Below are 22,049 nucleotides of genomic sequence, written 5' to 3'. Positions count from 1 at the left end.
TAACGTGCCTCTTTTTGTTGGTGTCGCCTGATCCTGCCGGGCCGAAGATTACAGATTTGTAAGTCGCCGGGCCGGGCGCTGTTGGCTAAATTTCGAGTCGATCCACACCCCCGGATCATGACGGCGCCGAGCTTCCACTTCGGCTCCGTAAGAGGCTCGCCGCTCCCGGCGGGCCTCTTTCGTTTTGCGGTCCCGTGCCTTGCCGCGTTCACCAAGGGCGATCACCGGCTTGGTGTCGTCGGGAAGCTCCTGACTGGCAATGTGGACTCTCGATACCCCGTCGCCTATCGTCTCGCCTGGTTCACATTGCGCAATGGTCCCAGCCGGGCTCCTGATCCGCGAAGCGCCGGGCGGCGTGGCATTTTTTGATCTTCGGTGCTGTCGATGTTCGATACGCAAAAAGCCAAGGCCGCTTCGCGCCTGTTGGTGGCCCACTGGGACAATGGCACCCGTCTCGATGCGATACCCGAGACGGTGCGGCCGCAAACGCGCTCCGAAGGCTATGCCGTCCAGTCGCATGTGATGGATCGCTCCGCGGCTCCGCTTTTCGGTTGGAAGATCGCCGCAACCAGCCTTGCCGGTCAAAGGCATATCAACGTCGACGGTCCGATGGCCGGGCGCCTGCTGGCCGAGAAGGCGGTCGATGTCGGCGGAGCCGTTTCGCTGGCGACGAGCAGGATGCGCGTGGCCGAAATCGAATTCGCCTTTCGCTTCGGCCGCGAGCTGAAGCCGCGCGCCGAGCCCTATGAGATCGCCGAAGTGATGGATGCCGTGGCGACCCTGCACCCGGCGATCGAGATACCGGACTCGCGATACGACGATTTCTGCGCGGTCGGCGCGGCGCAGCTCATCGCGGACAATGCTTGCGCCAATCTGTTCGTCATCGGCGAGGCCGTGGAGGACGATTGGCGCGATGTGGATATGGCGAAGCACCCGGTGGTCGGGTTCCTCGCCGGGAAGTCGCGCCATGACGGATCGGGGGCGGCCGTGCTGGGCGATCCTCGGATTGCCCTTCAATGGATCGTCAACGAATTGTCGGGCCTGGGCATAGCGCTCGAGCCAGGGCAGGTGGTGATAACCGGCACCTGCGTTAAACCGATAGAAGTCGAGCCAGGCGATGAAGTCACCGGCGATTTGGGCAGGTTCGGCCGCGTCTCGGTCAGGTTTGTCTAATCAGGCCTTGCGCCGCGCTGCCTTGTGATGACGCTGCGCGCGATAAGCACCAGCACGGTGATGATGATCAGGATCACCGAAAGTGCCGCGATCGCCGGATCGATGTTGTCGCGCAGGCCCATCCACATCAGCCGCGGCAGGGTGATGGCGTTCACCGAGGTGATGAACAGCGTCACGCCGATCTCCTCCCAGGAGAGCACGAAGGACAGCAGCGCCGCGGTGACGATGCCGAACTTGATGTTGGGCATGATGACGCGCGTTGCGCGTTCCCAAACGCTGGCGCCAAGGCCGCGCGCGGCAAGGTCGATACGGCGGTCGAGCTGGCTGAGCGACACCAGGATGAGCACCGTGGCGAAAGGCACCGTCATCACCGAATGCGCCATGGCCACACCCAGCCAGGTATCGTAGCCGAAGAAGGAGGTGAGGCCGGAGACCGAGGTGAGCAGGAAATAGAGCGTGACGGCCGAGACCACCGGCGGCACCACCATCGGCAACAGCACGAAGCCGACGAGGGCGGCGGTGAAGCGCGGCTGGAACATCCACACGCCGAGGCTGAAGGTGAGGGCAAGCGCGGTGGAAAGGATGCTGCTGACGACGCCGATCCTGAGCGAGAGCAGGATCGATTCCAGCCAGCGCGGATCCTCGATCAGCGAGCGGTAATGGCGCAGCGACAATTCACCGGTCGGCATGGTCAGCATGCGGCTCGGCGTCAGCGACACCGGGATGACGGCAAGCAGCGGCATCAACAGGAACAGCGCCACCAGCACGGCGAGGATGAGCGAGACGGGGCCGGGGCGATAAGTCGGCATCGCGCTACACCAGTTGCTTCGGTTTGACATAGCGGAACAGAAGCGCCATCAGCGCGCCGACGAACACCACCAGAACGACGCTGATCGCCGCGCCAAGCCCCCAGTCCGGGCTCTGGAAGATGCGCAGATAGATCAGTTCCGCGATCATCACGCTGCGGCCGCCGCCGAGGATTGCCGGCGTGACGAAGAAGCCCAGCGAAAAGACGAAGGTGATCAGCGCCGAGCCGATGATGCCGGAGCGCGTCATCGGCACGAACACCGTCCAGAACGTGCGCATGCGGCTGGAGCCCAGGCCGCGCGCCGCGAGCAGCACGCGTTCGTCCAGGCTGCGCATGGCGGACGCCAGCGGGAACACCGCGAAGGGGATCAGGAAATGCGACATGCCGACGATGACGCCGAACTCGTTGCGCACCAGGGTCAGCGGCTCCGAGATGAAGCCGATCGATTGCAGCCAGGTGTTGATCAGGCCGCGATTGGAGAGCAGCGCCACCCAGCCGAAGGCGCGCGTCAGCACCGAGATCCAGAACGGCACCAGGATGCAGAATTCGGCAAGCACGCGCTGCGTCGGGCTGCCGCGCACCCAGACAACGGTGATCGCATAGGCGGCGGTTACGGAGACGACGGTGACGATCGCCGCGATGCGCAGCGTGCGGATGAACACCGACTGCACGAGGTCATCGGTAAGCAGGGCGTGGTATTGCTCCAGCCCTGGCGTTGGAAGCGTAAAACTCCACTTCACCACGCCGAGGAACGGCCAGGCATAGGCAAGGATAAGGAATAGGAGCAGCGGCGCCATCAGCAGCGCCGCGCCCATCCTGTCGGAGAGGATGCCTCTCATCGGTTGGAAAATCTCGGCCCGATCAGGCCGAGATGATCTTGGTGTATTCGTCGAGTGCGGCGCCGTAATTCTTGGCGTACCACTCCATGTCGAGCGGGATCTGCTTCTTCATGTTTTCCGGATCGACGGGGTTGATGCGCTTCTTGTCGGCCGGAATCAGCGCGTCGGCCGCCGGGTTCGCCGGGCCTTGGCCGAGCTTGTCGAACATGACGAGCTGCTTTTGCGGATCCTGCGCGCTGGCGATGAACTTCATCGCAGCGTCCTTGCCGCCGGGGTTGTTCTTCAGCACCGCGAGCGCGCCGGGCGAGATCAGGCCCTGGTCCCAGATGAACTTGATCTGGCCGCCCGAGTCCTGCTCGATCAGCGAGGCGCGGGTCGACCACACGATCGCCATCGAGGCCTCGCCGTTGAGCAGAACGCTCTGGCTTTCTGCACCGCCGCCCCAGTAGGAGACGACGTTTTCCTTGAAGGCGGCGATCTTGTCATGCGCGCGCTTCAGGTCGAGCGGATAGAGCGAGGCCGGCGCGATGCCGTCGGCCAGAAGGGCCGCTTCCCAGCTCGACACGCCCCATTTGTAGAGCGAGCGCTTGCCGGGGAACTTCTTGACGTCGAAGAAGTCGGCCATGCCGGTCGGCGCGTTGGAGCCGAACTTCTGCGAGTCATAGGCGATCACATAGGAGAAGAAGTAGGTCGAAGCGGCATATTCCCAGCCGAAGCCCGGACGCATCTTGTTCTTGTCGACGACCTTGTAGTCGATCGGTTCGAGCATGCCCTGGCCGCCGAGCGTGATGGCCGAGAACGGATCGACGTCGACCAGGTCCCAGGTCGGCGCGCCGCTCTTGTACTGCGCGGCGATCGCGCCCTCGGTCGGGCCGGAACCGTCCATCTTGACCGGGATGCCGGTGTCCTTGGTGAAGGCCTGGCCATAGGCTGCGTCGTAAGCCGTGATGGCGTCGCCGCCCCAGTTCACCAGCACCAGCCCTTTGGTGTCGGCGAAAGCACCGGTCGAGCGCAAAAGCATCGGCGTACCGGCGAGCACGAGGCCCGCGAGCTGCGCGAATCGCCGGCGCGAGATCTCGCCGCGCTTGGTCCGCTCGGCGAGGGATTCGATGGCCTGTTTCCGAGTCTTGTTGTTCATATCGTCGTTCATGTCAGTTCCCCTTGTTGTCGTTGATTTGAACCGGAAGCCGATGCAGCGATTTCAGGCCGCGGCGGCGCGCTCTATTGTCCTCCATCCGGAAGGAGGAAACCTTTTTCCGCCGGCCAGGTCAGCCAGACGGAATTGCCTTTGCTCAAGGCCGCGGCCGCGACCTCGTTCGGCACCGAGACGGTGACCTTGGCGCCTTGGCGCGTGGTGAGGTCTAGCTTGGTCGCGGCACCGAGATAGGTCGAGGCGACAGCGGTCGCCGCGATGCCGTTCTCGTTGACCGATGCTTCCGGCGCGATCGACATGTCCTCGGGTCGGATGGCGAGGATGGCGTCGCCCTTTATCGTCTCGGCCTTGCAGCGCATGTTGACGGCGCGATCCTCGCAGAGCCCGGTCGCGCCACTGTCGGCGGGGCGCACGCCCTTCACCGGCAGCATGTTGATCTCGCCCAGGAACTCGGCGACGAAGCGGTTGGCCGGCCGGTCGTAGACCTCGTCCGGCCTGCCGACCTGCAAGAGCTTGCCGTGATTGAAGATGGCGACGCGCGACGACAGCGCCAGTGCCTCGCTCTGGTCGTGGGTGACGAAGACGAAGGTGGTGCCGGTTTCCTGGTGCAGCCGCTTCATCTCGGCCTGCATCTGGCCGCGCAGGCTCTTGTCGAGCGCCGAGAACGGCTCGTCGAGGAGCAGCACGCCCGGCTCGAACACCAGCGCGCGGGCCAGCGCCACGCGCTGCTGCTGGCCGCCGGAAAGCTGCGCCGGCAGTTTCTTCTCATGGCCCTTGAGGCCGACGCGCTCGACCATCTCGCCGACACGTTGCTTGATTTCCGAGGCGGATTTCTTGCGCACCTTGAGCGGGAAGGCGATGTTCTGTTCCACGCTCATATGCGGGAACAAAGCGTAGCCCTGGAAGACCATGCCGGCGGCGCGCTGTTCGGCCGGCCGGTTGGTTATATCGACGCCGTCGCTGAAAAGCTTGCCTTCGCTCGGCTGCACAAAGCCGGCGAGGATCATCAGGAAGGTGGTCTTGCCGGAACCTGACGGTCCAAGCAACGTCAGGAACTCGCCGCGGCCGATATCCAGCGACAGATTGTCCAGCGCTCGGAACGAGCCGAAGCTCTTACCGATCCCGTTCGCCTTGATCTCCGCGGCCCGGCCGGGTTGCTGCATCCTGGCTCTTTCCTCAGTTCCCAATGAAATCGTAGGCATGGCTGCGGCTCACCGCAACCGAATAGTTTTCGTCTTATCGGCAAATTCGATTCACGTCTGAGAGAGGGAGTGGCGCTGGAACTGCCAATCTCCCCTGCGGGGAGATTGGCTCTCCATCGCCCCGCTCGATCTAAAGCCTGTTCTCCAACAACTTCGCCCTTAGCCAGTCGCTGAACGCATTCAGCACCGGATGCGCGGCCTTCGCATGCTCGAACACCAGGTAATACGAACGCGGCGAGGGGACCGACGCCTCGAACGGCTTGACCAGCCGGCCCTCGCTCAGTGCCCGGCGACCGGTCAGCTCGTCGCCCATGGCAATGCCTTGGCCGGCGATCGCTGCCGAGAAGACGAGGTTCATGTCGGAAAAGAAGATGCCGCCTTCGGTATCGGGATTTTCCACCTTGGACAGCGCCAGCCAGCGTGCCCAGTCCTCAGTGTCGGAAAGATGCAGGAGATTGGCGCGCAGCACGTCGGCGGGTTTGGAAAAGCCGCCGATCTTGTTGAGCAGGGTCGGGCTGCACAACGGCGTGAAGTGGACTTCGCAAAGCAGTTCCACCGCCCGGTTCGGCCAGTTGCCGACACCGAAGGCGATGAAGGCGTCGGCCTCCGGGTTGGAGACGTCGTCGAGCCGCCGCGGCGTCAGCACGGAGAGCGCCACGTCCGGATACATCTGCTGGAATTCGCCGATATGCGTGCACAGGAACATCGAGGCGAAGCCCGGCGGACAAGAGATGCCGAAGGAGCCGCCGACGCCGGCGCCGCTGTTTTGCGTTCCCGCGTCGCCGAGCACGGTCAGCGCCTTCCGGACATCGGCAGCATAGCGCTGGCCGCGCGGCGTCAGCGCCACGCCCTTGCCGATGCGCTGCAACAGATCGAAGCCGAGATCGCGCTCGAGCAGTCGCAACTGATGCGAGACAGCACTTCGGGTGAGGTGAAGCTCGTCGGCGGCGCGCCAAACGCTGCCGTGACGGGCGAAGCTGTCGAGGGCGCGCAGCGCCTGCGTGGAAGGTATGCGCAAGGGGCCTCAGGTGAACCGAATTTGCACGAGCCGGGAAAACATATCACTTTTTGATGAGCCGCTTCACTGCTTTCTTTGAGCCATGGACAAACCGGTGACGACTTCGGCGCAAGAAACCGCGCTTGCCTGCATCGACAGCATCCAGCCGCTGCTGTCGGCCTGGACGCGCACCATCTTCGATTTCGGCGAGACCGCCTGGCGCGAGTACCAGTCGGCCGCCTGGTATGTCGATCGGCTGAAGCGCGAAGGCTTTTCGGTCGAGGAAGGCTCGGGTGGCATGCCGACGGCCTTCTGCGCCCATTGGACGAATGGCGATGGGCCGACGATCGGCATGTATGGCGAATATGACGCAGTGCCCGGCAACTGCCAGGATGCCGCGACGGTCCAACGCGCGCGGCCGGGCCTGGGCGTCGAGGCCGGCGGGCACACCGATCCACATTCGGGCCTCGGCATCGGCAGCCTCGGCGGGCTTCTGGCTACCAAGGCGGCGATGCTGGAGCATGGCATCAAGGGCACGCTGCGTTTCACCGGCGAGCCGGCCGAGAAGGTGAGGGGCTCGAAGCCGATCCATGCGGCAAAAGGCTATTATGACGGCCTCGCCGGCATGATCTCCTTCCATCCCTTCTACATGCTGCCGCTCTGCAACACCGCGCGCTGGGACACGCATTGCGGCGCCGCCTATTCGATGATCTATCGCTTCGTCTGCGACCAACCGGAAAATTGGGTTCGCGCCAGCGACGGCGCGCCGATCCCGCAGGCGCATTCGGCGGTCCGGGCGCCCGGCGCCAACGATGCGCTGATGATGATGTACATGGCCTCCAAGGCGCTGCGCGATTCCATGCTGACGCATCAGGGCGGCTGGTCGATCAGCGAGGCGATCCTGACGGCAGGGCAGGCGACCGCCGACAATCTGCCGGCAGGCCTGGCCGAGATCCAGTACATGATCCGCGTGCCGACCATTGCCATGGCCGAGCAGGTGACCTCCGTGCTCGACCGCAACGCGGAAGCGGCGGCCAAGATGAGCGGCTGCCGCTACGAGCGCCACTGGGTATCGAAGTCGCGGCCGGGGCTCGCCAACCACGCCATGGCCGACATCACCTATCAGTCACTCTCGACCGTCGGCGCGCCGCGCTGGGACGAGGCGGCGAGGGTCATCGCCCGCGAGGTCCAGGTCAACGCCGTCGGCGAGGCGACCGAGAACCCGTTCATCGACGAGCTGGAGCGGCTGATCACGCCGCGCGACGCGGAAGCGATCCTGCGCCGCGACCTGCCGCCGTCGCAGCTGAACTCCACCTCGGACGACTATACCGACATGAGCTGGCACGCGCCGACGTCGCGCTTCTATGTCGCCCGTCCGGCGCTGCGCTCGGCAAACGGCCACGCCTATCCCTCCTGGGTTATGAATGCGCTGGGCGGTATTTCCGCCACCATCGATCCGATGGTGACCTGCGCCGCCAAGACGGTCGCGCTGACGGCGCTGCGCCTGCTGGAAGACAAGGCCGCGCGCGAAGCCGCCATGGACGAATTCGTCAAGCGAACCGGCGGTGGCGTCGGCGGCTCGAACTGGATCGCGCCGCTTTGCGACTACGAACCGCCCATCCATTTCCGCTGGCCGGAATATGTCACCACGCCGCGCGGGCGCGGCTGGTGGATCCCGGCCGCTTCCACCGCATAACTGACCAACAACGACACCAGCTCGAGGAGAACTCCATGACTGTCCATGACCGCATCGTCGCCGAGCCGTTCTCGCTGCAGCGCCGCAACCCCAATGGCGGCACCAAGCCGCTGACCGCGTGGGGCTTCGCCAATGAGACCGACGTGCTGACTGACGTCCTGCTCGGCTCGCCCAATTTCCTGCGCCACCTGTCGACCAGTTCGCTGTCGAGAAAATATCTGCGCGAGGCCCCCTGCAACGTCCAGATCGCGCAGGCGCAGCACAAGGACCTCGTCGCGGCCTATGAGCATTTCGGCGTCAACATCCACTGGCACGAGCCGACGCCGGAACTGCCGATGCAGGTCTATTCGCGCGACTCCAGCGTCATGACGCCTTACGGCGCCTTCATCACCGCCATGGCCAACTGGTGGCGGCGCGGCGAGAACTATGCCGCCATCCGCACCTATGAAAAACTCGGCATCCCGATCTACGACATGGTGACGGCCGGCACCTTCGAGGGCGGTGACTTCAACGTCATCGAGGAGGGCGTGGTGCTGATCGGCTGCGGCGGCGCCCGCACCCAGGAAGAGGGCGCGCGCCAGGTGCAGGACTGGTTCGAGAAGGAAGGCTGGGAGACGCGTCTTGCCTTCATCGATGAATATTACGTCCATATCGACCTGATGGTGGTGCCGATCGCCGAAAAGCTCACCGCCGTCTGCCTCGCCTGCACCGAGCCCGGCATCGTCGACTGGTTGAAGGGCAAGGGCCACGAGATCATCGACGTGCCCTTCCAGGACACGATGGCGCTCGGCTGCAACTTCATGTCGCTCGGCAAGGACAGGGTGATCGCGCCGACTTCCAGCAGGACGCTGATCGAGAAGCTGAAGGCACAGGGCTTCGAGGTCGCGGCCGTCGACATGAGCGAGATTTCCAAGACCGGCGGCGGCATTCACTGCATGGCGCAGGCGCTGAAGCGCGTGCCGGCCTAGGGGGCTTTCGAAGTTCGGCGATCGCCCGCGATGAATGTCTATCCCTCTGGTCGCAGGCCGGGGGGATATTGATCGCGCGGCCTGTCAGGAGATTGCATCGTTCCGGTTCCGGCCACTCCGATCCTGGGCTAGGCTTCAGCCAACCGAAACAGGATTGCCGCAAGGATGATCGTTCAGGCCTGCATCAACGGCGCTCGACCCGCCGATTTCCACCCCGCCTTGCCGCTCGACCCCGAAGCGATAGCGCGCGACGCCGCCGCGTCGATTGCTGCGGGCGCGGCCGAGCTGCACGTCCACGCACGTGGCGCCGACGGGCGAGAGAGCCTGGCGCCGGAAGCGATGGACAGGACGGTCGCGGCACTCCGCCGCGGCTGCCCGGGCACGCTGATCGGCGTCTCCACCGGAGCCTGGATCGAGAAGGACGACCTGCGCAGGCTTGTCGCCATCTCCGGCTGGCGCGAACTGCCCGACTATGCCTCGGTCAATCTCAGCGAGGCGGCGGCACCTATGGTCATGGAAAGCCTGCGCCAGCGCGGCATCGGCATCGAGGCGGGCCTGGCGTCCGTCGCCGACGCCGAACGACTGGCCGGCCTCGATCATGGCGGCCGGGTGCTGCGCGTGCTGATCGAGATTTCCGAGCAGACGCTGGACGAGGCCTTTGCGGTGGCCGACGGCATCGAGAAGGTGCTGCAACGCGCCGGTATCCGCCGCTCGATCCTGCTGCATGGCGAGAACGCTACGGTTTGGCCCTTCGTCGAAAGGGCGGCCGCGCGGAAGTTGTCGACCCGGGTCGGGCTGGAGGACGGCAAGGAATTGCCGGACGCCAGCGTGGCGGACGGCAATGCCGCGCTGGTCGCTGCGGCGGTCGGGGTTTATCGCAGAGCGTAGCCACAGCCAATCTCCCCCCTTGCGGGGGAGATGTCCGGCAGGACAGAGGGGGGTGTGAAGGAACGCCAACGCTGGCGACTTTCCATCAATAACCCGCAGACGCAGCAGCTACAAACAGCTGAAAGGTCGGCGGGACAGCACCCCCTCTGCCCTGCCGGGCATCTCCCCCGCAAGGGGGAGATCAGCAGTTTCGGGCTCACTGCGTATCGGCGTTCGCCCTCAACTCCGCCCGTTTCTCATCCGACACGACGGCAAGGTCCAGCACCTTCTGCAGGCCTGCCGCGTGCCGGAAGGTGGGTTCGGTCTGCACGCTGCTCTTCACCGCCTCGACGAAGCGCTGGTAGTTGGTCGGCACCGTGCCGGCATCGAGCTCCTCCCATTTGGCGTTCTCGACATTGCTGCCGACACACGCCTTCAGAGCCGAGCCCTCGAGATTGTGCACCACCTCGATGGCGCCTTTGTCGCCATGGATGCGCAGGCGCAGTTCGTTGATGTGGCCGGTGGCCCAGCGGCTGGCATGCACCACGCCGAAGGCGCCATTGGAGAAATCGAGCGTCATGGCGAAACTGTCGTTGGCGTCGAGCTGGTACTCGCCGATGCGGTTGTCCGGCGCCTTGTCGAAGGCGCGCAGCCGGCAGAACACATGGTCGATGTCGAGCGCCGCGCCATAGCTGGCGAAATCGAGGATGTGGATGCCGACATCGCCGAGCACGCCGTTGGAGCCGTGGCCGCGCGACAGTCGCCACAGCCATTTCGGATCGGTGCGCCAGTCGCCCCAGAATTTCGAGACCAGCCAGCTCTGCAGATAGGAGGCCTCGACATGGCGCACCATGCCGATCTCGCCGGCCTGCACCATCCGGCGCGCCTTCTGCAGCGCGGCCACGTTGCGATAGGTGAGGTTGACCATATTGACGATGCCGGCGGCTTCCGCGGCGTCGGCCATTTCGCTCGCCCTGGCGAAATTCTCGGCCAGCGGCTTCTCGCACAGCACCGGCTTGCCGGCGGCGACCAGCGCCAGGGTGGTCGGGTGGTGGATGCGGTCCGGCGTGACATTGGCGACCGCGTCGAAATCGCCCCAGTCGAGCGCCGCCTCCAGCGAGGTGAAGCGCTTCGGAATCTTGAAGCCGTCTGCGTACTCGCCGACGCGCTTTTCATCGACATCGACGGCTGCCGCCAATTCCACGCCCTCGATGGCGCCGAATCGGCGGGCATGTTCCTGCGCCATCCAGCCGGTACCGAGTATCAAAAGCCGCATTTTTTCTGCTCCTCCGAGCGATTTGGTTCGATTCAATCATGTGGGGCGAATGTGACCCAGGCGCTGTATCGGCGCAATCCCAAGCGAAGCAGGGAAGTGCTTTTTTAGCGGAAGCCGGCCTCGCCATGCGCGTGCAGCTTGGGCCCGCGCTCCTCGATCGGCTCCAGCGCTTTCTCGACCGGCACGTTCGGCGCATCGAGGATGGCGGGCTTCGACCCCTGCGGGTTGTGCGCCCACTTCACCGCATTGCGCAGCACTTTCTGGACCGTCGCATCGTGATAGGTCGGGTAGGTTTCGTGTCCGGGGCGGAAGTAGAAGACATTGCCGGCGCCGCGCCGGTAAGTCAGGCCCGAGCGGAACACCTCGCCGCCCTGGAACCAGGAGATGAAGACTGTTTCCAGCGGCTCCGGCACGGCGAACTGCTCGCCATACATTTCCTCGTTTTCGAGCTCGAAGAATTCGCCGACGCCGTCGGCGATCGGATGGCTGGGGCTCGTCACCCAAAGCCGCTCGCGTTCGCCGGCCTCGCGCCATTTCAGCGTGCATGGCGTGCCCATCAGCCGCTTGAAGATCTTCGAGAAATGGCCGGAATGGAGCACGATCAGCCCCATGCCTTCCCAGACACGTTTTGCGACGCGCTCGACCACCTCGTCGGTCACCGCGCCATGGTCCTTGTGGCCCCACCAGACGAGCACGTCGGTTTCGGCGAGGCGGGATTCCGGCAGGCCGTGCTCGGGCTGCTCCAGCGTCGCCGTCGAGGCGGAGATGGCCTTGTCCGCATTCAGCGCCTTGGCGATGGTCGCGTGCATGCCTTCCGGATAGATGCCGGCGACCACCTCATTGGTCCGCTCATGGATGTTCTCGCCCCAGACGACAGCGCGAATTGTCATGGATAGCCTCGTGTGTGATTGGGAGCCGCCCCGCGCCATAGATAGCGCCTTCGCCCGGTATTGAAAGCGGTTTTCGACCTTCGCCTCGCTGTGCATGGAGCCCGGCATGAAAGTCGCCTTACCAGCCAGCGATATACGTCCTTATGCTTCGACGTTAATTCAACCCTCGCACAGCCAATTGGCAAGCGCCGCGCCTCGGTTACAATGTCCGCCATGGGCGAAGTGCTTGTAGGGACAGCGATCTTTGCTTGCCTGGCGGGGGCCTCGCTGGTCAGCTTGATGGTGCACGAGCGCTTCCCCGCTCACCACCTTAGGGACGACACCAGCGCGGTGGTGCGGCTTGCCGCGAACCTTTTCGTGGTGATGTCCTCGCTTATGCTCGGTCTGATGATCAACTCGGCCAAGAACACGTTTGAGTCCATCAACGGCAACGTACACACCTTCGCCACCGAGATTATTCTGCTCGACCGAACACTCCGGCATTACGGGCCGGAGGCGGACAGCGCCCGGCAGTCGCTCGCTGCCTATGTCCAACGCGTCGTCGACACCTCCACCGCCGACAGCGACACAACCGTCGTCCCGAACAGGCTGTCGGAACTGCTGCTCTATCAGGTCGGAGACATCCTGGCGGGATTGACGCCCGCGGATGCCAAGCAGACCGCCGCGCAACAGGCTGCGACGCAGCAACTCCAGAAGCTGATCGAGCAGCGCTGGATACTGGCCGAGCAATCCGAGGGCGCCATCCCTGCGCCGCTGATCGTGCTGCTCGTGGCATGGCTGACGCTTATTTTCGCCAGCTTCGGCTTCAGGGCACCGCACAATGGCACCGTCGTCTTCACGTGCCTCGTTTCCGGAGCGCTGGCGGCGGCGGCGGTCTATTTGATCATCGACATGGACAGTCCCTTCTCAGGCCCGATCCAGGTCTCGTCGACGCCCCTGCAAAGGGCGCTGGCTGAACTAACGACGCAATGATTCACCGGCTAGGTTGCCCCGCCAATTCAATCAGCAGCCTTGCCGCCACCTCGGCGCCGTCGGCGCGGATCTTGCCGGCCACTGCCGCAGCACGCGTGCTAGTTTCGGGCGCCAGCGCCACATCCAACGCCGCCGACAACGACTCCGCGCTCGGCACCGCACCGTCATTCGCCCCTATGCCCAGTTCTGCCACCCGCCGCGCCCAGTAAGGCTGGTCGCCGATCTGCGGCACGATCGCCTGTGGCGCTCCCGCCCGCGCAGCGGCAACGGTCGTGCCGGCGCCGCCATGGTGGATGACGGCGGCGACGCGGCCGAACAGCGCCTGCTGGTTGACCTCGCCGACGGCGAAGCAGTCGTCGCGGTCGTCGACGGGGCCGAGCTCGGCCCAGCCACGCGCGATGACCGCGCGAAGGCCCCTGGCGCGGATCGCTTCGATGGCAGTGAAGCCGGCTTCCCTGGCGACCGATATCGAGCCGAAGCCGACATAGACAGGTGGCGGGCCTGCATCGAGAAAGGCCTCCAGGCCATCAGGGAAGGGCCGCTCGTCCGGCAGGATGAAGGCGCCGGTCTGGACGGCGTCGATCAGGTCCGAGTCCGGCCATGGCCCAAGCGTCGGGTCGCAGGCGAGCAGGACGGGATTGCCGTAGACATAGTCCCGGACATTTTCCACCGGGAGCAGCCCGAGCGATGCGCGCTGGCCGTTGACCGCTTCGCCGAAGAGCGCGTTCTTGGTCCGGATGTCCATCTCCCACAGCAGCCGGTTGTCGGTCACGCCGGGCGGCAGCGGATGGCTTGGATATTCATGCGGCCGGTTGTGCGGCGACGGCAGCCAGACGGGGCAGAACGTGCCGAGCATGTAGCGCATACCGTGTTGCTCCGCGACCAGCCGCGCGGCGGCGCAGGACGGGAAGAGCCCGAACGCCACCACCGCGTCGCAGCCTTCGGCGGCCGCGCTAAGCGCCTCATATTGCCTGGCGACGATCTCGGCCGCCTGGGCGGCAATGAGCCTGGCCCGGCCTTCGGGCGACGCCGATCGCGACCGGTTGATCATTTCCTTCGCCCATTCGCGCACCGGCGCGAAGGCCGGGGCCATCGTCACGCCGGCGCGGGCGAGAAGCGCGGCAAACTCCGCGTCGCCCGGCGCGCTCACTTTGGCCTCGACGCCGTGCGCCTGCAACGCCGCGCCCAGCGCCGCCAGCGGTTCGACGTCGCCGCGCGAGCCGTAAGTCGATAACAGGATACGCATTCCGTGCTCCGTTATGGTTTTTCGGAGCAGCGTTGATACGCCATGGCCGGGGGCTTGCCGCAAGCCCGGGCTGCGCCATATCTACCATCTGGGAAGGGTCGTTATCGCTTCCTCCGATGAGGTTGCGATCGTCGCCATGGTTTAAGCGACGGCAAATACTTGGGCGCGTCTTGGCGCCAAGCCCTTCGGATCAGCAAGTGGGGATCGATAATAGCCGGCGACCAGCGCGCCGGCCGGTTCGGCTTAACCTTGGCGGCCCTCCTGGGCGACCTGGGTGGGGGACCTTGTGAGCCGCGGGACGACGACAAGACGCTTGATCTTGCCCTTTTTGTAAGCGGCGAGGAAGCGGTGGTAGTCCCTGAAGACGACGCAGCCATTGGACTCGGCGCGGCCGCCGCGCAGCATATAGGTATGCGCGAGCAGGCCGTTGCGGCCGTATTTGTTCCTGCCGCTGGCCGGCGTCAGCCGGATCGCCTCGACGCCATGGAAGCGCGATTCACGGATGGACAGATTGTATGTGTCCGGCGGTGTCGGACCGACATTCTTGCGGTCCACGAAGCGTGGCTGGTCGACCATCGAACCAAGTCCCGAATGCGCCTCCAGCTTCGAGCCGTCGGGCATGTAGACGGTCCTCGCCGAAATATCGTAGACGGCGACGCCATTGCCCGTCGAGGGACCGTTGAAAAGATTGCGGAACGCGCTGCCGAGGCCGCCTCTTTCCGGCGTGTCAGGCTTGGCGTAGGCGAGCATCTCTGACGCCTGCGCCTTGCGCTTGCCAGGCTTGGAGTCGGCCACGAGCGGCTTTGAGCCCGGCACGCCCGGCAGGGCCTGGTCGCCGTTCCTGGGCGAGACCGCTGTCGGCGTGCTTTGCGCGGTGTCGGCCGGCTGCGGCTTGGCCCTGGCCGCCTGCGGCTTCGCGATCTCTGGTTTCTGCGGCTTGGCCGCGTTCTGTTCGGGCGCCTCGGTAGCGCGCTCGAGCGTGGTGCGCGGTCGAAGGCCGGGCACGGCGATGGTGTCGGGCAAATCGTCCTGCGGCGGCAGCGAGGCGACCTGGTACTCGCCGTCCTGGCCGTTGTCCGGGGTGTCGGCGACATTTGGCGCGTCGCTGTTTTCGAGCGCGACGGCGGTCGGAATGTCCGCCGTATCCTCCTGCGCCACGTTGGCAAGCGCCAGCGCCAGTTCGGAAGCGCCGGCGATTTGGGCCGGCTGCGAACCGAAGCGGGCTTCCGCCGGGGCATCCGGCTCAGCGCCGCCGAAGCGGCTGGCCGAGGGCAGGCTGGCAAGCAGGAACGGCGCGTTCTCGGCGCGGGCAAAGGCTTCGGCAAGCTTCTGCGGCGAAAGCGCGGCCTTTTTCACCACGCCGTCGAAACGGTCGGCGGCTCCGGCGGCCGAAGCCACCACCACCACCTTCTCCTGCGCGACGCTGTCGGGCGCCGGCAGCCTGAGGCGCGCCATCTTGCCGTCGTGGCCTTCATTCTTCGGTTTTTCAGCAGCTTGGCCGTTATGTCTGAAGCTTGTCGCGAGGCTGAAACAGCCGGCGTCGCAGCCGCCAATGAGCGAGCCCGCCTGGTAGCCGCCATTGGCGGAAAGGCGCGGCGCCCAGGCGTTGGCGATCAGCCGGCGCTGGTCGCCAAGCGCGATGTTGCGCGGCGAAAGCAGGCCTTGCGGCAATCCATTGGAAGCTGCGGTCAGCGAGGTGCTCACCGAATAGAGCCCCGCCAAGGTGGCGACAGACCATAGGGCGAGAGCGGCGCCGACAGCAGGCACCACGACCCAACGATGACCAGACTTTTTCGAAGTTACCCCCCCATCAGGAGCGTCACCCCGGCTTTTCAAACGCAAAAACGCCATACGACCACTCTCAATCGGCATGCCGGTTTGCGGACCTGGCACCCGTCACGATCACAGTTCGCTGGTGCCCCCTGCACCTTCACGCGTCTGTTGCCGATTGATTCAAAAGATGGACAAAGATGGTTAACCAATCCCTCCACCAATCGCCGATTTGGCGACGGTCCATGCGAAAAAAGAGCTCTCCATGGTCTGCGCCACGGTAGAAATGCTCTCCCTCACCCGACTTGCTGCCCGTTTTTCCGGCCCCTGTCAAGAAACCGTGAAGGCTGGAACCGCAGCATCTCCGGCCGGCTAGAGGCCGATTAGGGTTAAAATGCGACAGCCTGAAGAATACTGAAAAAGCCAGTTGCAAAAACTTCTGGGCCAGGCGGCGAGGAGTTCGGGGGGGTCGGCTTGCCGCATATTCGCGACGATCGCCCCAAAAAAAAGTCACCCTGCCGGGCGGGCGGGGCGACCTCGGTGCGGCACGGAACAGTCAGCCCGATCTCACTGGCTTCGCAGCCGCGCGAAATCCTTGGGGATTGCCAGGCGCTCCACCAGCCTGGTCAGGCCTTGGTGCTCGCCAGTCATTCACTTGCTGCCTTGCTGTACTGCGCCCGGCACGATCAGCGCTCCCTGGTCAGGCCCCGAATATTTGAAGCCGATAAAAAACAGGGCGAAGATGAGAACGCAGATTGCCAGCACCGTGACGAGGGTCCTTCCCGGGTTTTCGGCTGGCGGTTTGTCTTCCATGGCAATTCGTCTCGGGATCTAAACTCGGCGACAACGCCAGGGTTCCCGCGCCTTCGCCGGCGTCAAGGCTGACGCTTCGCCACGAAATTCTTGCAGAGGCGGCTCCGAGTCCGCGAGGGGCATCACAAAAATGACGCGCTCTCACCGCTATATGCCAAGCTGGATGCGCTAAAGCAGGGTTCATCATTATGGATGCCAGCGAATTGCAGGCCATAGGCGATACGCTGATGCGCGTTGTCACCCCCGATATGAAACCGAAAGACCTGCTCAAGGCGGTGCGAAAACTGCACCCGGACGCCAAGAAGAGGGATATTGCCCGCGCGGCCTTCCACGCCATCATCGCCAACGCCGACCAGGATCCCGGCAAGTCGCGTAACCTTCAGGCCTTCGCGCTTGCCGAGCGTACGCAGCAATCGGAATAAATTGCTGCGAATTGTAGCGTCGGGCTTGCCGGAAATTTAATAAGCAACTGCTAATTTAATGGTTCGGCCGGCAGCTAGCCCCAACCGGTAATTAGATCCCATGACCAAAAACCTCGGCAATGCCAAACCCAGTGCTCCTGCCAAGGAGATAAACACCTCGCTGTTCAGCAAGGCCGCGCCGGCGGTGTTTCCGCTGGTCGTCGCGGCCCTCGGCTATCTCGTCGGCCGGCATTTCTTCGGCTTTTGACGCGGCCGGCTTGCGACGCGCCTTATTTCCGGTCAATCCGATCGCAATTGGCCAATGACAATTCGGCCGTCTTGACTATGCCCTTTGGTCCTAGGGCCTAGGTCGTTCTTGTCCTTGGCCGGCCCCAAGCGCATCCTCACGACAGCCGGCGGCCTCGCAAACTCCGGTCAGGCCCGGCCGCCGAACCCAGTATCACCCCCCAAGGCTGCCGGGCCGCCGGCGCGCGACGAGTTGATCCGCACTCTCGCACGGCCAAGTGACGGGCTGCGCGATCCGCAGTTCCATTCGGACGCCTTCCAAATCCGCTGCCGACCGAACGCCATGGCGAAGTCGAATTCCGCTGCGCGACGTGCAATTGCTGCGCCATACTCGTTTTCATTCGTGAGGCTTCGCAAACAGGTCGAATAACGGCGAGCCGCTTTGCATTAAAAACCAATAAGCCATGCTTTTCGGCAACTCCAGGCGCGCTAGATCGTATTGGGTCGGAGACAGGCAATTCTTCGAGCGAAGAGCAGGAGCTGTATATGGTAACAAGCGAACCAGACAGTGTCCGCGTAAAAGCCGTCAATAACCAATGGATCGTGCGCGTCGTCGACGGCGGCAGGCTGACGCAGCAAGTGTTCGATGTCCACGCGCAGGCCGAGATCTTTGCCGAAGAGGAGCGGCTGCGATTGGGGCTGCCCGGGGAGCCTCCGGCGGAGGAGCCGGTCAGGCCGCTGGGAAGTGAGCGGGCTCGCTGACGGACCGCGGGGAATTGTTGTCCAATGAGGATCGACGGCTCGCGGATAGCAGACGCCGGCGGTTGGCCCAGCTGCGGCCTTGAGCAGGCCAGCGCGCAGAGGCAGGGCGCGCCGCCTACCCCAGATGCTCGGCTCTCAGCTTCTGCTTCATCCGCTCAAGCGCCGGCTGGCCGCCGGCCGCCAACTCATCCGCTATCTGCGCGAGCTTGTCATCTGCCTGTCGATATTTGCCGCCCCAGGCGCCGAGCGTGGCGAGCACCGGCAAAAGGTCGATGCCGGCATCGGTCAGCCGATAGATCGCCTTCAGCCCGTGGCTCGGGTCGTCGCTGCGGGTGAGGATGCCTTCGTCCTGCAGCGTCTGCAGCCGCTCGGCCAGCGTGCGCGACGAGATGCCTTCGTCGGATTGCAGGAATTCGCGAAAGTGCTTCTTCCCGGCGAAGATCAGGTCGCGGATGATGAGCAGCGTCCAGCGGTCGCCGAGCAGCTCGAGCGACAGGTTGATCGGGCAGCCGGATCTTCCCTTGGTCGACATCGGTATGGTTCCATTTTTAAATCACTTTACTATTGACATCGTTCTCGCGTTGCGTCAAATGGTTCCGAAAGTAAATCATTTGAGCGCAGAGGAGGAGCGTCATGAACCGGCGAGCGAACCGCACGGTGGTGGTCGTCGGTGCAACCAGCGAGGTCGGCGCCGAGGTCGCGGCAAAGCTGACCAGGGCAGGGCATACGGTACGCGGCGTCGCCCGCAGCCTCGGCGTTGCGCTTGACGACCAGGCGGCGCTCGACGCCGCCTTCTCGGGCGCCGACGGCGCCTATGTGATGATCCCCTTCGATGTCACCACGCCCGATCTGCACAGGTTCGAGGACCAAGTCGGCGCACGGCTGGCATCGTCCATCGCCAAGGCCGGCCTGCGCCGCGTCGTGCTGCTCAGCGGCCTCAATGCCCATCTCAGAATGGGTACCTCGCTTGGCGCCGCTCTGATGGAGGAGCGGCTTGCCGCACTAGGCCTGGAGGAGCTCGTCTATCTGCGCGCCTCCTTCTTCATGGAGAATTTCGTCAAGGGCATGGGCTTCGTCGAGCAGGCGGCGTCCGGCGTCTTCGCCTCGCCCTTCCGCGGCGACCTGCCGATGCCGTTGACTGCCGCCAAGGACGTTGGCGAGCGCGCCGCCGCCCTGTTGAGCGCCGAACATTTTCTGGCCCAGCGCGTCGTCGAATTGCACGGCGGCGGTTCCTACACGCTCGAACAGGCCACCACCATCCTAGGCCGGGCGATCGGCAAGGATGTCGCCTATCATGAAGCGCCGTTCGCCGAAGCGCGGGCCGGCATGGTCGCCAACGGCATATCGGCGAGTTTTGCCGATGCGCTGGGCGAAACGGCGGCAAGCTTCAACAGAGGCGAGCGCTGGGCGCTGGAGGCACCCTCGGCCGAAAACGCCACGCCGACCACCTTCGAAGACTGGGCGCAGGCTTTCGCCCGTTCGCGCTGAGCCGCCTGAACCTTCACGGCAGAAATTCCTAGCGAGGAGACCCAAAATGAAAAGGCTCATCCTTCAGATGCAGATGTCGGTCGACGGCTTTGTCGGCGCGGACGAGGGGCATCGCTGGCAGCTCTGGGAATGGGGCGATGACAATGCCTGGGACGAAGAACTCAAGCAGGATTTCAACGCTGTCTTCCAAACAATCGACACCATCCTGTTGAGCCGCAAGATGGCTGAGGAGGGGTATCTGACCCATTGGGGCAACGCGGCGAGAAAATACCCGAAGGATCGCTTCTATGCCTTCGCGCGACGCATCGTCGAGGCTGAGAAGATCGTGGCGAGCGACAAGCTCGAGGCTTCGCGCTGGGAACGCACCCGCGTCGTCAGTGGCGACCTGCCGCGCGAGGTCGATGCGCTGAAGCAAGGCGCGGGCGGCAACATCGCCGTGTTCGGCGGCGCGGGCTTTGCCGCCGCGCTGATCGCCGCCGGCCTGGTCGACGAGTTCCAGCTCTTCATCAATCCGGCGGTTCTGGGCAGCGGCCGCCGCATCTTCGAGAAGGGTGGTTTTGCCAAGCTGAAGCTCCTCGGCTCGAAGCCCTATGCCAGCGGCATGGTGGTGAGCCGCTACGCGCCGGCACAATGAGGAGCGACACCGAGGTCGCGCCGGCTTGAATCAATCCGTCAGTGCGTCTTCTCAACCGCCTGTTTGGCCGTGCCTTTCGCGCATCGGCGGCGAGCCGCCTCCGCTGACCAACCGCAGGTGCGCGCCTGGCCGGCCGGGCCGTGGCCAAGCCGCCTGGTCGTTGCCCGCGGCGACGAACCAGCGGGCCTCGCGCGATGTCAGGCCGATAAGCACCCGGCCGGCATACTCGGCCGGCGCGCCATTGCCCGCATCGAACACCGCCCAGCTGCCGCCGGGCGGCTCCTGCACCGCGACGAACCTCATCGCAGACTCCATCTGTGAAGAGGTGGGCAATATAGCAGGTGCGACTTGGCGTTCCTATGACGTGGCTCACATTGGCACACTTTTGCGGTGGATAGCACGGCTCCGGCTGCAAGCAGGCCGTGTGTTCCACCAGTCTCCTTGGCTGCCGGTCGCCCTATTGACCAGCCTGGTCGGCATCGGTCAGCGTGGCGAGGAAGGCGACGATGTCGTCGATCTCGGCGTCGTTTAGCGCCGGCTTGTCGCCCGGCTTTTTGCCGTTGAAGGGTGGGTCGGTGTTGAGGTTCGGCCAGTAAACCTTTGGCAGGTCGTCGAATTTGTCGACCGTGCCGTCCGCCTTCTTCGGATACCAGCGCCCGGGATCCGTATCGCGGCTGGCATAGAAGGCGACCGCCTCGCGCAGCGAGTGGAAATAGCCGTTGTGGAAGAAGCTCTTTCGCAAGGCCACGTTGCGCAGGGTCGGCGTCTTGAACAGGCCGCAATATTCGGCGCGGCCTTTGAAATCGGTGCGCAGCGGTCCGCACAGGCCGAGGTCGACATAATTGGGATCGGCGTTGGCGGGGATCGCCGGATTGCGCGGCACGGCGATCGCGATCAGGCCGTAGTCGGTGAACTGCGGCGGCTCGCCGTCATTGGCGGGCTCGCTGAGATGGCAGCTCGCGCAATTGCCCTTCGCTTCGTCCTCGAACAGCATGCGGCCGCGCAATTCCTGCGCCGAGAGCTGCGCCTTGCCGGCGAGGAAAGCATCGTAGCGGCTGGAATAGGGATAGAAATCGGCGCTGCTCTGCTCGAATGTGCCGAGCGCTTCGACCGCGGCGTCGAAGGCATCCTGCGGGTGCTCGAACACATCGGCGCCGAACGCCGCCTCGAAGGCGCCGGCATAGGGCGCCTTGCGCAGCGCCGCGACCACGTCAGCCTCGTCCTTGTTGCCCATCTCGAAGGGCGACAGCAGCGGGATCCTCGCCTGGTCCTTGCCGTGGTCGGCGCGGCCGTCCCAGGTCAGGCCGCCGGTCGGGCCATTGTCGACGCTCTCGTCGCCTTCGTCCTCGGAGTCGTAGAAATGCTCGGTGAAGGCGGGCGCCGCCTGCAGGTAGCGCAGCGACGGCACGGCGCGAACGCCGGGCTGGTCGAGCTTGGCTCCGCCCATCTCGACGGGTGCAGCCAAGGCCGGTCCGAAGGCGTGGTTGGGATCGTGGCAGGACGAGCAGGCCTGCTTGCCCGAGGCGGAGAGCGAAGGGTCAAGGAACATCTGCCGCCCAAGCGCCGTCAGCGCGTCGGCGCGGGCGAAGGCTTCCTGGCGCGACATCGGCCCGGGGTGGACACCGGACGGCTCCGCGGTGCTCGCAGGCGCGGTCAAGCCGACGATTGAGGCCGCCAGAAGGGCGATCGCGTGATTTTTCCGTCCCATCGTCTGCGGCGACATCCCTGATTTCCTTCGCCCTATTTCGTTCGCGACGTAAGGATCGAGTGCAACGGATTGATGACCGGCTTTCTCGCTCACGAAACCGTGTTCGGACGCTGCGGAACTGTCACATGGGTGACAAGGCT

Annotated in this window: 23 protein-coding genes; 10 read left to right on the top strand and 13 right to left on the bottom strand. The window is 64.6% G+C overall.

Features of this window, described 5'->3' with window-relative positions; all coding sequences use genetic code 11:
• Positions 1–384: 384 nt before the first annotated feature.
• Complete coding sequence (locus FJ414_RS14190) at positions 385–1,173, top strand: fumarylacetoacetate hydrolase family protein (RefSeq protein WP_140645001.1); 789 nt, start codon at positions 385–387, stop codon at positions 1,171–1,173.
• Here FJ414_RS14190 and FJ414_RS14185 read toward each other — a convergent pair.
• From FJ414_RS14185 to FJ414_RS14165, 5 genes are all read right to left on the bottom strand, one after another.
• On the bottom strand, positions 1,170–1,982 hold the full coding sequence (locus FJ414_RS14185; RefSeq protein ID WP_140645000.1) for an ABC transporter permease: 813 nt from the start codon (positions 1,980–1,982) through the stop codon (positions 1,170–1,172). The genes FJ414_RS14190 and FJ414_RS14185 overlap by 4 nt on opposite strands.
• 4 nt (positions 1,983–1,986) lie before the next feature.
• The gene (locus FJ414_RS14180) at positions 1,987–2,820 is read right to left on the bottom strand and encodes an ABC transporter permease (protein WP_140644999.1); all 834 of its coding nucleotides are present in this window, start codon (positions 2,818–2,820) and stop codon (positions 1,987–1,989) included.
• A 22-nt stretch (positions 2,821–2,842) separates the two neighbouring features.
• Positions 2,843–3,958: an ABC transporter substrate-binding protein gene (locus FJ414_RS14175; protein ID WP_140645016.1), complete on the bottom strand. Its 1,116-nt coding sequence runs from the start codon at positions 3,956–3,958 to the stop codon at positions 2,843–2,845.
• An 83-nt stretch (positions 3,959–4,041) separates the two neighbouring features.
• Positions 4,042–5,136, bottom strand: coding sequence for an ABC transporter ATP-binding protein (locus tag FJ414_RS14170; RefSeq protein WP_140644998.1), 1,095 nt, complete (start codon positions 5,134–5,136; stop codon positions 4,042–4,044).
• A 169-nt stretch (positions 5,137–5,305) separates the two neighbouring features.
• Positions 5,306–6,193, bottom strand: coding sequence for a LysR substrate-binding domain-containing protein (locus tag FJ414_RS14165; RefSeq protein WP_140644997.1), 888 nt, complete (start codon positions 6,191–6,193; stop codon positions 5,306–5,308).
• 82 nt (positions 6,194–6,275) lie between these two features.
• Between FJ414_RS14165 and FJ414_RS14160 the strand changes: the two genes are divergently transcribed.
• The 3 genes from FJ414_RS14160 to FJ414_RS14150 all read left to right on the top strand — a co-directional run bounded on the left by FJ414_RS14160 (position 6,276) and on the right by FJ414_RS14150 (position 9,724).
• On the top strand, positions 6,276–7,868 hold the full coding sequence (locus tag FJ414_RS14160; protein WP_181181615.1) for an amidohydrolase: 1,593 nt from the start codon (positions 6,276–6,278) through the stop codon (positions 7,866–7,868).
• Positions 7,869–7,903: 35 nt separating this feature from the next.
• Positions 7,904–8,836, top strand: a complete 933-nt coding sequence (locus FJ414_RS14155; protein ID WP_140644995.1) for a dimethylarginine dimethylaminohydrolase family protein — start codon at positions 7,904–7,906, stop codon at positions 8,834–8,836.
• A 165-nt stretch (positions 8,837–9,001) separates the two neighbouring features.
• The gene (locus FJ414_RS14150) at positions 9,002–9,724 is read left to right on the top strand and encodes a 3-keto-5-aminohexanoate cleavage protein (RefSeq protein WP_140644994.1); all 723 of its coding nucleotides are present in this window, start codon (positions 9,002–9,004) and stop codon (positions 9,722–9,724) included.
• 196 nt (positions 9,725–9,920) lie between these two features.
• Here FJ414_RS14150 and FJ414_RS14145 read toward each other — a convergent pair whose 3' ends face one another.
• Entirely contained in the window at positions 9,921–10,979 is a 1,059-nt protein-coding gene (locus FJ414_RS14145; protein WP_140644993.1) for a Gfo/Idh/MocA family oxidoreductase, read from the bottom strand.
• A gap of 104 nt (positions 10,980–11,083) precedes the next feature.
• Positions 11,084–11,869, bottom strand: coding sequence for a ThuA domain-containing protein (locus FJ414_RS14140; RefSeq protein ID WP_140644992.1), 786 nt, complete (start codon positions 11,867–11,869; stop codon positions 11,084–11,086).
• Positions 11,870–12,073: 204 nt separating this feature from the next.
• Here FJ414_RS14140 and FJ414_RS14135 point away from each other — a divergent pair, with 204 nt between their 5' ends.
• Positions 12,074–12,841, top strand: coding sequence for a DUF4239 domain-containing protein (locus FJ414_RS14135; protein ID WP_140644991.1), 768 nt, complete (start codon positions 12,074–12,076; stop codon positions 12,839–12,841).
• Between the two features lies 1 nt (position 12,842).
• Here the strand turns inward: FJ414_RS14135 and FJ414_RS14130 are convergent, their stop codons facing one another.
• The 3 genes from FJ414_RS14130 to FJ414_RS31475 all read right to left on the bottom strand — a co-directional run bounded on the left by FJ414_RS14130 (position 12,843) and on the right by FJ414_RS31475 (position 16,670).
• Complete coding sequence (locus FJ414_RS14130) at positions 12,843–14,087, bottom strand: glycosyltransferase (protein ID WP_140644990.1); 1,245 nt, start codon at positions 14,085–14,087, stop codon at positions 12,843–12,845.
• Between the two features lie 243 nt (positions 14,088–14,330).
• Positions 14,331–15,791: a tlde1 domain-containing protein gene (locus tag FJ414_RS14125; RefSeq protein WP_246672394.1), complete on the bottom strand. Its 1,461-nt coding sequence runs from the start codon at positions 15,789–15,791 to the stop codon at positions 14,331–14,333.
• A gap of 717 nt (positions 15,792–16,508) precedes the next feature.
• Entirely contained in the window at positions 16,509–16,670 is a 162-nt protein-coding gene (locus FJ414_RS31475; protein WP_181167121.1) for a hypothetical protein, read from the bottom strand.
• Positions 16,671–16,897: 227 nt separating this feature from the next.
• Between FJ414_RS31475 and FJ414_RS14120 the strand changes: the two genes are divergently transcribed.
• The 3 genes from FJ414_RS14120 (at position 16,898) to FJ414_RS14115 (ending at position 18,079) form a co-directional block, all read left to right on the top strand.
• A complete protein-coding gene (locus tag FJ414_RS14120; RefSeq protein WP_348639831.1) occupies positions 16,898–17,092 on the top strand; it encodes a hypothetical protein in 195 nt (64 codons plus the stop codon).
• A gap of 100 nt (positions 17,093–17,192) precedes the next feature.
• Positions 17,193–17,339, top strand: coding sequence for a hypothetical protein (locus tag FJ414_RS31470; protein ID WP_181175240.1), 147 nt, complete (start codon positions 17,193–17,195; stop codon positions 17,337–17,339).
• A gap of 524 nt (positions 17,340–17,863) precedes the next feature.
• A complete protein-coding gene (locus FJ414_RS14115; protein WP_140644988.1) occupies positions 17,864–18,079 on the top strand; it encodes a hypothetical protein in 216 nt (71 codons plus the stop codon).
• 115 nt (positions 18,080–18,194) lie between these two features.
• Here FJ414_RS14115 and FJ414_RS14110 read toward each other — a convergent pair whose 3' ends face one another.
• Positions 18,195–18,611, bottom strand: coding sequence for a helix-turn-helix domain-containing protein (locus tag FJ414_RS14110; protein ID WP_140644987.1), 417 nt, complete (start codon positions 18,609–18,611; stop codon positions 18,195–18,197).
• A 101-nt stretch (positions 18,612–18,712) separates the two neighbouring features.
• Between FJ414_RS14110 and FJ414_RS14105 the strand changes: the two genes are divergently transcribed.
• Together FJ414_RS14105 and FJ414_RS14100 are read left to right on the top strand one after the other, a co-directional pair.
• Entirely contained in the window at positions 18,713–19,567 is an 855-nt protein-coding gene (locus tag FJ414_RS14105; RefSeq protein ID WP_140644986.1) for an NmrA family NAD(P)-binding protein, read from the top strand.
• Positions 19,568–19,613: 46 nt separating this feature from the next.
• Positions 19,614–20,201 carry a dihydrofolate reductase family protein gene (locus tag FJ414_RS14100; protein WP_140644985.1) on the top strand — a complete coding sequence of 196 codons (588 nt, stop codon included), beginning with the start codon at positions 19,614–19,616 and terminating at the stop codon, positions 20,199–20,201.
• A gap of 51 nt (positions 20,202–20,252) precedes the next feature.
• On the opposite strand, the gene FJ414_RS14095 is transcribed toward FJ414_RS14100, so the two are convergent.
• Together FJ414_RS14095 and FJ414_RS14090 are read right to left on the bottom strand one after the other, a co-directional pair.
• Positions 20,253–20,504: a hypothetical protein gene (locus FJ414_RS14095; protein ID WP_140644984.1), complete on the bottom strand. Its 252-nt coding sequence runs from the start codon at positions 20,502–20,504 to the stop codon at positions 20,253–20,255.
• A 154-nt stretch (positions 20,505–20,658) separates the two neighbouring features.
• The gene (locus FJ414_RS14090) at positions 20,659–21,924 is read right to left on the bottom strand and encodes a cytochrome-c peroxidase (protein ID WP_140644983.1); all 1,266 of its coding nucleotides are present in this window, start codon (positions 21,922–21,924) and stop codon (positions 20,659–20,661) included.
• Positions 21,925–22,049: the final 125 nt, after the last annotated feature.

Source organism: Mesorhizobium sp. B3-1-6 (genome assembly GCF_006439555.1).
Classification (GTDB): Bacteria; Pseudomonadota; Alphaproteobacteria; order Rhizobiales; family Rhizobiaceae; genus Mesorhizobium.
The sequence above is the reverse complement of the archived record's forward strand: the minus strand, read 5'-3'. Positions and strand labels throughout refer to the sequence as shown.

What these genes read in the sequence shown, in the direction of transcription:
- FJ414_RS14090 (WP_140644983.1), bottom strand. Translation starts at nt 21,924, where the DNA reads ATGTCGCCGCAGACGATGGGACGGAAAAATCACGCGATCGCCCTTCTG.
- FJ414_RS14160 (WP_181181615.1), top strand. Translation starts at nt 6,276, where the DNA reads ATGGACAAACCGGTGACGACTTCGGCGCAAGAAACCGCGCTTGCCTGC.
- FJ414_RS14135 (WP_140644991.1), top strand. Translation starts at nt 12,074, where the DNA reads ATGTCCGCCATGGGCGAAGTGCTTGTAGGGACAGCGATCTTTGCTTGC.
- FJ414_RS31470 (WP_181175240.1), top strand. Translation starts at nt 17,193, where the DNA reads ATGACCAAAAACCTCGGCAATGCCAAACCCAGTGCTCCTGCCAAGGAG.
- FJ414_RS31475 (WP_181167121.1), bottom strand. Translation starts at nt 16,670, where the DNA reads ATGGAAGACAAACCGCCAGCCGAAAACCCGGGAAGGACCCTCGTCACG.
- FJ414_RS14095 (WP_140644984.1), bottom strand. Translation starts at nt 20,504, where the DNA reads ATGAGGTTCGTCGCGGTGCAGGAGCCGCCCGGCGGCAGCTGGGCGGTG.
- FJ414_RS14105 (WP_140644986.1), top strand. Translation starts at nt 18,713, where the DNA reads ATGAACCGGCGAGCGAACCGCACGGTGGTGGTCGTCGGTGCAACCAGC.
- FJ414_RS14170 (WP_140644998.1), bottom strand. Translation starts at nt 5,136, where the DNA reads ATGCAGCAACCCGGCCGGGCCGCGGAGATCAAGGCGAACGGGATCGGT.
- FJ414_RS14180 (WP_140644999.1), bottom strand. Translation starts at nt 2,820, where the DNA reads ATGAGAGGCATCCTCTCCGACAGGATGGGCGCGGCGCTGCTGATGGCG.
- FJ414_RS14115 (WP_140644988.1), top strand. Translation starts at nt 17,864, where the DNA reads ATGGTAACAAGCGAACCAGACAGTGTCCGCGTAAAAGCCGTCAATAAC.
- FJ414_RS14140 (WP_140644992.1), bottom strand. Translation starts at nt 11,869, where the DNA reads ATGACAATTCGCGCTGTCGTCTGGGGCGAGAACATCCATGAGCGGACC.
- FJ414_RS14190 (WP_140645001.1), top strand. Translation starts at nt 385, where the DNA reads ATGTTCGATACGCAAAAAGCCAAGGCCGCTTCGCGCCTGTTGGTGGCC.
- FJ414_RS14110 (WP_140644987.1), bottom strand. Translation starts at nt 18,611, where the DNA reads ATGTCGACCAAGGGAAGATCCGGCTGCCCGATCAACCTGTCGCTCGAG.
- FJ414_RS14130 (WP_140644990.1), bottom strand. Translation starts at nt 14,087, where the DNA reads ATGCGTATCCTGTTATCGACTTACGGCTCGCGCGGCGACGTCGAACCG.
- FJ414_RS14145 (WP_140644993.1), bottom strand. Translation starts at nt 10,979, where the DNA reads ATGCGGCTTTTGATACTCGGTACCGGCTGGATGGCGCAGGAACATGCC.
- FJ414_RS14185 (WP_140645000.1), bottom strand. Translation starts at nt 1,982, where the DNA reads ATGCCGACTTATCGCCCCGGCCCCGTCTCGCTCATCCTCGCCGTGCTG.
- FJ414_RS14155 (WP_140644995.1), top strand. Translation starts at nt 7,904, where the DNA reads ATGACTGTCCATGACCGCATCGTCGCCGAGCCGTTCTCGCTGCAGCGC.
- FJ414_RS14150 (WP_140644994.1), top strand. Translation starts at nt 9,002, where the DNA reads ATGATCGTTCAGGCCTGCATCAACGGCGCTCGACCCGCCGATTTCCAC.
- FJ414_RS14175 (WP_140645016.1), bottom strand. Translation starts at nt 3,958, where the DNA reads ATGAACAACAAGACTCGGAAACAGGCCATCGAATCCCTCGCCGAGCGG.
- FJ414_RS14120 (WP_348639831.1), top strand. Translation starts at nt 16,898, where the DNA reads ATGCGCGTTGTCACCCCCGATATGAAACCGAAAGACCTGCTCAAGGCG.
- FJ414_RS14100 (WP_140644985.1), top strand. Translation starts at nt 19,614, where the DNA reads ATGAAAAGGCTCATCCTTCAGATGCAGATGTCGGTCGACGGCTTTGTC.